12 protein-coding genes are annotated in these 8337 nt (G+C 39.5%); 6 read left to right on the plus strand and 6 right to left on the minus strand.

Features of this window, described 5'->3' with window-relative positions:
• Together NZ896_05845 and rpl12p are read left to right on the plus strand one after the other, a co-directional pair.
• Positions 1–712, plus strand: a 712-nt coding sequence (locus tag NZ896_05845) for a cysteine synthase family protein (GenBank protein MCS7116975.1), incomplete at its 5' end; no start/stop codon positions are given.
• Between the two features lie 331 nt (positions 713–1043).
• Positions 1044–1343 (plus strand): 50S ribosomal protein P1, encoded by a 300-nt coding sequence (gene rpl12p / locus NZ896_05850; protein MCS7116976.1) that lies wholly within the window; start codon positions 1044–1046, stop codon positions 1341–1343.
• 10 nt (positions 1344–1353) lie between these two features.
• On the opposite strand, the gene NZ896_05855 is transcribed toward rpl12p, so the two are convergent.
• From NZ896_05855 to NZ896_05875, 5 genes are all read right to left on the minus strand, one after another.
• Entirely contained in the window at positions 1354–2214 is an 861-nt protein-coding gene (locus NZ896_05855; GenBank protein ID MCS7116977.1) for a 50S ribosomal protein L10, read from the minus strand.
• Positions 2215–2226: 12 nt separating this feature from the next.
• Positions 2227–2874, minus strand: coding sequence for a 50S ribosomal protein L1 (locus NZ896_05860; protein ID MCS7116978.1), 648 nt, complete (start codon positions 2872–2874; stop codon positions 2227–2229).
• Between the two features lie 95 nt (positions 2875–2969).
• Positions 2970–3458: a 50S ribosomal protein L11 gene (locus NZ896_05865; protein MCS7116979.1), complete on the minus strand. Its 489-nt coding sequence runs from the start codon at positions 3456–3458 to the stop codon at positions 2970–2972.
• Between the two features lie 121 nt (positions 3459–3579).
• Positions 3580–4050, minus strand: a complete 471-nt coding sequence (locus NZ896_05870; GenBank protein MCS7116980.1) for a transcription elongation factor Spt5 — start codon at positions 4048–4050, stop codon at positions 3580–3582.
• Positions 4051–4056: 6 nt separating this feature from the next.
• The gene (locus tag NZ896_05875) at positions 4057–4227 is read right to left on the minus strand and encodes a protein translocase SEC61 complex subunit gamma (protein ID MCS7116981.1); all 171 of its coding nucleotides are present in this window, start codon (positions 4225–4227) and stop codon (positions 4057–4059) included.
• Positions 4228–4386: 159 nt separating this feature from the next.
• Here NZ896_05875 and NZ896_05880 point away from each other — a divergent pair, with 159 nt between their 5' ends.
• Positions 4387–5193 (plus strand): hypothetical protein, encoded by an 807-nt coding sequence (locus tag NZ896_05880; protein MCS7116982.1) that lies wholly within the window; start codon positions 4387–4389, stop codon positions 5191–5193.
• Positions 5193–5510, plus strand: coding sequence for an MGMT family protein (locus NZ896_05885; protein MCS7116983.1), 318 nt, complete (start codon positions 5193–5195; stop codon positions 5508–5510). The genes NZ896_05880 and NZ896_05885 overlap by 1 nt, the downstream gene beginning before the upstream one ends.
• Here NZ896_05885 and argF read toward each other — a convergent pair.
• Positions 5507–6454: an ornithine carbamoyltransferase gene (gene argF / locus NZ896_05890; protein MCS7116984.1), complete on the minus strand. Its 948-nt coding sequence runs from the start codon at positions 6452–6454 to the stop codon at positions 5507–5509. The genes NZ896_05885 and argF overlap by 4 nt on opposite strands.
• Positions 6455–6874: 420 nt before the next feature.
• On the opposite strand from argF, the gene NZ896_05895 reads away from it, so the two are divergent.
• Positions 6875–7864, plus strand: a complete 990-nt coding sequence (locus NZ896_05895) for a UDP-N-acetylglucosamine-1-phosphate transferase (GenBank protein MCS7116985.1) — start codon at positions 6875–6877, stop codon at positions 7862–7864.
• A 1-nt stretch (position 7865) separates the two neighbouring features.
• A complete protein-coding gene (locus NZ896_05900) occupies positions 7866–8117 on the plus strand; it encodes a hypothetical protein (GenBank protein ID MCS7116986.1) in 252 nt (83 codons plus the stop codon).
• The last annotated feature ends 220 nt before the right edge of the window (positions 8118–8337 follow it).

Here is an 8337-nt window from a genome sequence, read left to right on the forward strand (position 1 = left end):
TTTAGAAGCAACATCTGGAAATACTGGTATCGCACTTGCCATGATCGCTGCAGCGAAAGGATACAAAATCACGATCATCATGCCAGAATCTGTAAGTATAGAAAGAAGAGAGATAATAAAAGCGTACGGTGCTGAGTTGATCCTCTCAAGTGCTGAAAAAGGTACGGGAGGTGCTATCGAGCTTAAGCAAAAGTTGCTCAAGGAGCATCCCGAGAAGTATATCGATATAGATCAATTTAAAGATCCCGCAAATATTCTAGCACATTATGAAACGACTGGTAAAGAGATTTTAGAACAGATGAATGGCAAGTTAGATATGGTCGTAGTGGGTATAGGGACTGCTGGAACAGGGGTAGGCACTTCGATGCGTGTAAAAGAGTATAACCCCAATATAAAGATCGTAGGTGTAACACCGAAGTTGGGTGTGAGTATTCAAGGTTTAAGAAATCCGAAAGAACCATACCCTACACAATTGTTCAGAGAGGATAAGTTTGATGAAATCGTAGAGATTACAAAAGAAGAAGTACCTAAAACTTTTGAGGTTGCACGAAGAGTTGCAAGAGAAGAGGGTTTGTTCATAGGTATGAGTTCGGGAGCGATTATGTACGTTGCGTTACAGAAGGCGAAGGAGTTAGGGAAAGGTAAGACAATAGTCGCAATTTTGCCCGATAATGGAGATAAATACCTCTCAACAGGTTTGTTTGCAGGATAGTTTTTGATTCACCTTTTATATATGCTCTAAATTTACAAATATGACAAAACCGAAGTGACGAAGAGACTCAATTTATTTAAGCACTAAATTTTAACTAGTGATCTTAGCTAATAACCTTGTATCAAACCCCCTTAGACTTTTAGTGGTTAAGCCATCTTTGTTGCTGGTTTGCTGGTCTGTTCATAACATAGTAAACTTTCAAAATTCAACATATTTACCTTCAAGGAGTAAATTTAATAGGAGTAAGAGGCAAATTATTATCCTAACGATCCCTACCATCCAATTAGAAAAAATCTTTATAAGTAGCCTACTTTATATGTTTTGAGTGATCATGGAGTACATCTATGCAGCCCTCTTATTACATAGGTTAAATAAAGCGATTACTGAGGAGAGTTTAAAGAATGTAATTAAGGCAGCTGGAGCTACACCCAATGAGGTAAAGATTAAAGCACTGGTCGCAGCGTTGAATGAAGTGAATATCGATGAAGTCTTAAAAACGACCGTCGCGACACCTGTTGTTACTCAACCGACACCGACGGTAGCACCAGCCGAAGCTCCGAAGAAAGAGGAGAAGGAAGAAGAGAAGAAAGAAGAAGAAGCGTTGGTTGGCCTATCCAGTCTATTCGGTTAATAGAATCACACTAGGAGAATCCTTTTGATCTGACTATTTGATCCAAAGCTATTGCGTCAGCGTGAGCTTTAGCGAGTTTAAACCCTATATTATCTTTCGTATAGTAATCTATATTAAATGCAAGTTGCTGCGCATCTTGAAAACCCTTCAGAATTAAGATCGGCATCGTTTCTCTTGTAGGATAGGTAATGGCTATGCTGAGTTTCATAACCGATTGATATGCATCCACGATTGCATCTTTGTATTGATTAAGATCGAGATGAAGATCATCCTCTTTGTACAGTAAACCATTCTCATAAGCAAACGTGATCGAAAGGCCAGCCCTGATCGGCTTTATATTTAACTTTGATAACAATCCAGCCAACTTCGGTGTGATTACATCACCTTTCTTCGCAACCACAGTATCCTTTAAGACCCAAATACTACCGACATCGATCTTTGTCGGTATATTCAGAGCTTTAAAGTCGCTGAGGATCGGGCCTGGAGGTATTCCTGTATTTCCAGCTGGGATTACGATATCATCGGTGGCAACGTCTCCGATTCGGGCTGGAAGATTTACTTTATTCTTCTCCAGGAGCAATTGAAGCTTGAATGGTGAGAGGTTAGTGAATATAAAAGCATTCTGTCCACTAAGATTCTCTGTAAATTCTTTTGGAAGGCCTGCCCTTTCAAATGCTATAGATGCGACGGTATTCTTTGCGACGAGGATCGTCATATCGTTTCTAAACTTTTTTCTCAAAACCATCAATTGGGCAGAACGTACCTTATAAAGCTTCGCTACCGCCACTACAGAATACATTTTCATCAAAGATTCGATCTTGCTGATCGTTTCAGCCTTCTTACTTTTTTCACCCTTAACGATGACTTGCATAACTACACAACCTCAAACTATCAACTTAACTGGCTGGCCCATCGTCGTCTTCACAATCAGACTTCGAATATTCTTCATCCCCATCGGGAGCTTTCTTTCTACCGTACTTATAACAGCCATAGCGTTATCTGCAATTTTTTCATGAGTTAAGCCTTCATCACCAATTTTACATGAGATGGCCAATTGACCCTTACTCCTTACTCGAACAGATCTTTTGAAGCGTTCAACGATCGATTCGATGGGAGCGTTGGGTGGGAGAGGTGTAGGCATCTTACCTCTTGGACCAAGGTATGGCCCAAGAATTTTACCGATCTTCGGCATCAACTCGGCTTCCGCTAAGAAAAAATCGAAATTCTTTGCGATCTTTTTAGCCTCCTTTTTATTGGTTGCAATTTTATCGAGTTCATCGGGTGTAATGACTCTATCCACACCGATCTGCTTCGCCCTAAAAGCAAGATCACCGCCAGCTATTACACATATACTCGGCTTATTCATCGGGCCAAAGGGCAGAGGTACAACCTCATTTATATTGAGTGGTTGCTTCTTTAAATCTATATCTCGTAGTGTGATTATCAACTCTACCGATTGATGAAAATTTCTCTCTCCCTTAACATCCAAGGCCTTCTTCGCCAAATCTAACAATTGTTCCTTACCCAACATGGTAATACAACCTTGATTTGTATATCAGGGATGTTAAAAGAGTTATGGTGATTTAGGTTACAAGTGTGAATTATTATGTGTTTATTCAACTCATGCTAACCTTCCTTTAGTTGGGAATCCCATAGACCCTGGTCGATTTCTTTAATCACATCCTTTGGACTCTTCCCCTCCACTTTAACACCCATGCTAACACAGGAGCCTAAGACTTCTTTTACCAAAGACTTTAAACTCTTTCCATAGGATTGCCGCTCCTTCAATCGGGCGATCTTTATCACTTGTGCCATGCTTAAGTTACCAATGTAATTGGTATTTGGTGTCCCTGAACCTTTTTCGATTCTTGCTTCTTTCGCGATTAAAGCGGATGTGGTAGGTATACCCACTTCTACATCAAACTGCTTTGTTTCAGGATCGACACTTACAACAACGGGGACCCTCATCCCTGAATATTCACGGGTCAATTCGTTGATTCGATTCACGACGGCCATTACATTCACACCTAAAGGCCCTATGGCCGGGCCTAAGGGTGGGCCTGCTGTGGCCTCTCCACCAACGACCAATAAAGAGACGGTCTTTTTCTCACCCATATCTACACCCCCTCACAATACAGAAGTTCATTATAACCATTTCGAAGATTATAACAGGATCGTCTCGATCAAATCGACATCCATTTATATAAACTTTGATTTTATAAGCCTTTCTTAATGATTAAACTTTAGAGACCTTTTGAACGATCTTTAGATAGTTGGCATCTATGGTGACTGGGAGTTGGTAGGGCGCATCCAATAAAATTACGGTAACTTCAGACTTCGCTTCTTCGATTCGATTGATCTTCGCCCTCATACCTTTAAATGGTCCAGCCACCACCTCTACGATATCGCCAATTTCTAACTCAGAAATTATGGGTTTTGTAACAAGGAATCTCTCTATATCGGAAAATTGTATAATTCCGGGAACCGGGCTCTTTACATGCTTAAATCCACTGATTACCTCATTTACTACTTGTAGATTATCAGCTTCTAAAAGGACATAGCCCTTTAATGAATCTAAGACGACTATAGAGTGGACTCTTTTTTCCTTTAATAAAACTCTCGTAGCTATGAAATTTGCTACGATCCTCTCCTGCCCGCCCGTCGTCTTAACAGCGAAGATCTTTGGTTGATTCTCTTTACTACTCATCACCATCTACCCGCTAGTAAGTCTGATGATGGCGGCGATGAGCTGTATGAGAAAGCCAATACCGCCCACGGTAGCAATCCCTAATAAAACTAGCTTCGCATAAAGTAAAAATTCGCTTCTATTCGATTTTTTTGAGAGTCTTAAGGTTAATACGACAGACTTCAGAAACGACTTCAAACCCATCCTAATACTCCAACCAATCCTTTAACAAACGCCTCTTATATATTCTTCCATATAAATAAGGTTTAGAAGTGTGATCGTCTCTTTAAGATAGAGATCGTGGTTTTAACTTCTTGGCATTAACATTAAATATAGAGATGAGGCATCGATAGTTGCATGTACGTTATAGTTGCATCTAAACGAGATTCAGCAGGGTTGAATATCGCAGATAAGTTGGTTAGTGATTATAAATTCATAAGAAGTGAAGAAACTTTTGAAGGCGATCCCATTTATGTTAAAGGGAATATAAAGTTAATATATGTGGATAGAGAAATTACACACGTAGACCATCTAGATAGGTATTTTTCACCAAATTGTTATATCTTCGTTTCGAAGCACAGATCTGAAAAAGGTTTACCTTCACTCACATCTCACTTCCCGGGCAACTTTTCTGATGAATGTGAACATGGTGGTAAAGGTAAGGAACTCGGTTTTACGTACCCTAGTCTACAAAGAGAGTACATGAGAAGATTATGGTTGATGAGAAAAGACGTGCCTAATTATCAAATAGTGATCGAAGCGATGCACCATGGACCAACGAGTCTGGCAAAACCCGTTCTATTCGTAGAGATCGGTTCTTCATCGACCGAATGGAATGATCAAAACGCAGCGAGTATAGTAAGTAGAGCTTTGATGGAAACACTTTTGGAATCGACTAAAGCGAATAAGGTAGGAATCGGGTTTGGTGGCGTACATTACTCAGAGAAGTTTACTCGATTCATTCTAAACTCCGATTTCGCCCTCGGTGCCATCGCGCCTAAGTATATTCTTAATCATGTAGATCGAGGTATCATTCATCAAATGATCTATCGATGTGTAGAGGATGTAAAGTACGCAGTACTAGATTGGAAGGGGTTGGGCAGTGAAAAAGAACGTATACTTAATTTAGTAGAAGAAGTGGGATTAAGTGTGGTGAAATTATAGTGGTTAAAAGTATATCAAAAGAAAAAGTTTATGAATTGACGAAGCAAATCCCCCGTGGCATGGTTTCTACGTATAGTGCTATCGCGAAGGCTGCGGGCAATCCGAGGGCTGCGAGAGTGGTTGGTAGATTCATGAATATGAATCCAAACCCGATCATTATACCATGCCATAGGGTAGTTCAAGCGGATGGGCGTGTAGGAGGGTTTAAGAGGGGAGTAAGTGAGAAGATTCGTCTGTTAGAATCTGAAGGTATTAAAGTTATTGATGGAAAGATACAGAATTTTGATAAACATTTATTCACTGAGTTTCAGATTTAGATCAAATTCTTTTCATCGAGTAAAAGTAAGCAGAGTAATGCTTTCTCGGTATGTTTGCGATTCTCCGCTTCTTCCCAGACTATCGATCTAGGACCATCGATTACATCATCTGTAACTTCCTCACCCCTCTTTGCCGGAAGGCAGTGCATAAACACCGCATCGGGCTTCGCTAAACTCATCAATTTCGCATTGACTTGATAATGCGGCAAAAAGACCTTCATCCTCTCCTCTCTCTCATTATCTTTTCCCATCGATACAAATGTATCTGTAGCTACGATATCTGCATCTTTAACTGCCACCTTCGGATCTTCTGTAACGCTGATCTTCGCACCACTTTCTTCTGCACATCGGTAAGCTTCATCTAATGCTTCTTTAAGTGGGCCATAACCGGGAGGATGTGCTACAACCATATCGATACCCATCTTCGCACATCCGATTAAAAGTGTGTTACAGACGTTATTTCCATCACCAACCCAGGCCAATTTTAAACCCTTTAACCTACCCTTTACTTCACGAATCGTTTGGAGATCGCCAAGTATTTGGCAAGGGTGCCATTTATCGGAAAGGGCGTTGATTACGGGTATTGTGGCCGCCTTTGCCAACCTTACTATATCATTATGATCGAATACACGTGCAGCTAAAATATCTACATACCTTGATAATGTTCTTGCTGTATCTTCAATAGTCTCTCCCCTCGATAGTTGCATCTCTGAGGATGTAAGGGTTATTGTGTATCCACCGAGTTCAAACATACCTGCTTCGAAGCTCACTCTAGTACGTGTAGATGGTTTTTGAAAGATCATGCATAGAGTACGGTTCGCCAATAAAGGCCTGTAAATCCCTTGAGATGTTTCTCTTTTGAATCTATCAGCAAGGTTCAATATCTGCTCGATTTCTTGCGTTGAAAGTTCCATTAAAGTAAGTACATCTTTACCTTTGATCATTCACAAATCCTATGTCAGCTAAACCAATTTTAAATAAAAAGTTTACTACAGTAAAGATCATCATCTTTACTCTATTGGATGATGTTCAACAAAACAGGTTTTTTAATACTTTGAAGGAAATAGCTTCAATCGATTTAATTCTTTAATTCTTAATGGGAAAGTAGTACAAAGTAGTACATACTTCGAAGATGCACATGGACTTTTGTAAATAGAGGAATTTTGAAACCTTGTACCAATGCGGTAATAAGTGTAAAATTTGTGGAAGGTATAGCTACTCTATTAGCTTATAAACCTTGATGTAATCTTTTAATCTTTTGAATGGTGGATTTATAAACTCAATTAAGACTTGATCTTTCTATCTGTGCTGAACTAATCAAATTATTTATAAGAGAAGGTATATCGTTATCACAACGATCGATTATGTTGACCATAGCGATTATAGCAATTGCAGCATTCATAATCACCTTCTTCTTCACGTATATACTTACGAATATTTCTATCTCATACTTGAAGAGGAAGGATCTGACTGTGAAGGATTATCATAAGCCAGGAGAGGTTCGAATCCCGATGCCTGGTGGTCCTGCGATCGTTATACCTATACTCGTCGTTGAAATTATAATTTACATTTTAACTCAAGATATTAGAGTAATATCTCTTATCCTCACCGTAGTGATGGTGTTCATCATAGGCATTGTAGATGACTTCTATAGATTGAGTGGCGTAGTAAAGCCGACACTTCTTATCTTAGGGAGCTTGCCCATTATAATCCTTAAAACATACAACCCATACGTGACTTTTCCCTTATTTGGAACGGTTAGACTGACCATCTTATATCCCATACTCGTTTTGATCGCGATAACGATTACATCCAACACGATCAACACGATCGATGTACTTAACGGTGTGGTGAGTGGTTTTTCGATGATCGCTACCATACCAATTATCTTTGCACTGATCTTAAAGGCCGATTATACAGCTTTTATATTTACCCTACCTTTACTCGCATCCTTACTCGCTTTTTACATATACCATCGATACCCATCTAAAATCTTCCCGGGAGACTCTGGAAGCTTATCCATAGGGGCGATGTATGGTGCTATAACGATCTTGGGAGGTGTGGAGATAGTAGGAGTGGTTGCACTATTACCCGCAATCCTTAATTCATTCCTCTTTCTCAGCAGTGTCAAAAGATTGATAGAGCATCGTGAGATAAAAGAAAGACCCGTTATAATTCTGGAAGATTATCGTTTAGCCGCTTCTGTAAATCCATCCGCGCCTATAACACTTGTTCGCCTTATATTAGCAGATGGACCTTTGAATGAAAGTGAGATAGTCAGAGAAATATTTAAACTTGCAATCTTTACGATGGTCCTCGCTCTAATAACAGCATATATTACTTGGGGGCTCTAATTTGAAGTATCGTTTACTACCGATTATGGGAATAATCACGGTAGCCTGGTTCTTAATCTTCTTAGGATCATTTATCATCTTCAAAATCGTTGCACCTATTCCGGAATTTTTACCCGGTTATTTTGGAGTATTGATTACAGCGATCGTAAAGGTAATCCTCGCAACTTTCTTAGTAATATGTTGGATATTGATCATGGTCTGGTTAAGAGATCTATACGTGAAGAGGAAACTTTTAAAGAAGGCTCATTCGTAAGGTAATCATTAAAATTCTTATAATTGTGGATATAATGTTGGAAGGATGATTGATCAAAATTCAAGATTCGTTCGTCGCTTTATAGTCTGTATTACAGGTATGCCTGGTTCGGGTAAATCAACGGTCGCAAAGGGCCTTCAAAAGATCGATTTCGAAGTTGTGAATATGGGTGATGTAATTAGAGAAGAAGTTATGAGGAGGGGTCTGGAGTTGAATGATA

The sequence above is a fragment of the Nitrososphaerales archaeon genome (genome assembly GCA_025058425.1).
Classification (GTDB): Archaea; Thermoproteota; Nitrososphaeria; order Nitrososphaerales; family JANXEG01; genus JANXEG01.

Bases quoted from the DNA above. Each gene is read 5' to 3' on its own strand.
- NZ896_05870 (MCS7116980.1), bottom strand. From the start codon at position 4,050: ATGAGTAGTAAAGAGAATCAACCAAAGATCTTCGCTGTTAAGACGACG.
- argF (MCS7116984.1), bottom strand. From the start codon at position 6,454: ATGATCAAAGGTAAAGATGTACTTACTTTAATGGAACTTTCAACGCAA.
- NZ896_05860 (MCS7116978.1), bottom strand. From the start codon at position 2,874: ATGTTGGGTAAGGAACAATTGTTAGATTTGGCGAAGAAGGCCTTGGAT.
- NZ896_05895 (MCS7116985.1), top strand. From the start codon at position 6,875: ATGTTGACCATAGCGATTATAGCAATTGCAGCATTCATAATCACCTTC.
- NZ896_05880 (MCS7116982.1), top strand. From the start codon at position 4,387: ATGTACGTTATAGTTGCATCTAAACGAGATTCAGCAGGGTTGAATATC.
- NZ896_05865 (MCS7116979.1), bottom strand. From the start codon at position 3,458: ATGGGTGAGAAAAAGACCGTCTCTTTATTGGTCGTTGGTGGAGAGGCC.
- NZ896_05855 (MCS7116977.1), bottom strand. From the start codon at position 2,214: ATGCAAGTCATCGTTAAGGGTGAAAAAAGTAAGAAGGCTGAAACGATC.
- rpl12p (MCS7116976.1), top strand. From the start codon at position 1,044: ATGGAGTACATCTATGCAGCCCTCTTATTACATAGGTTAAATAAAGCG.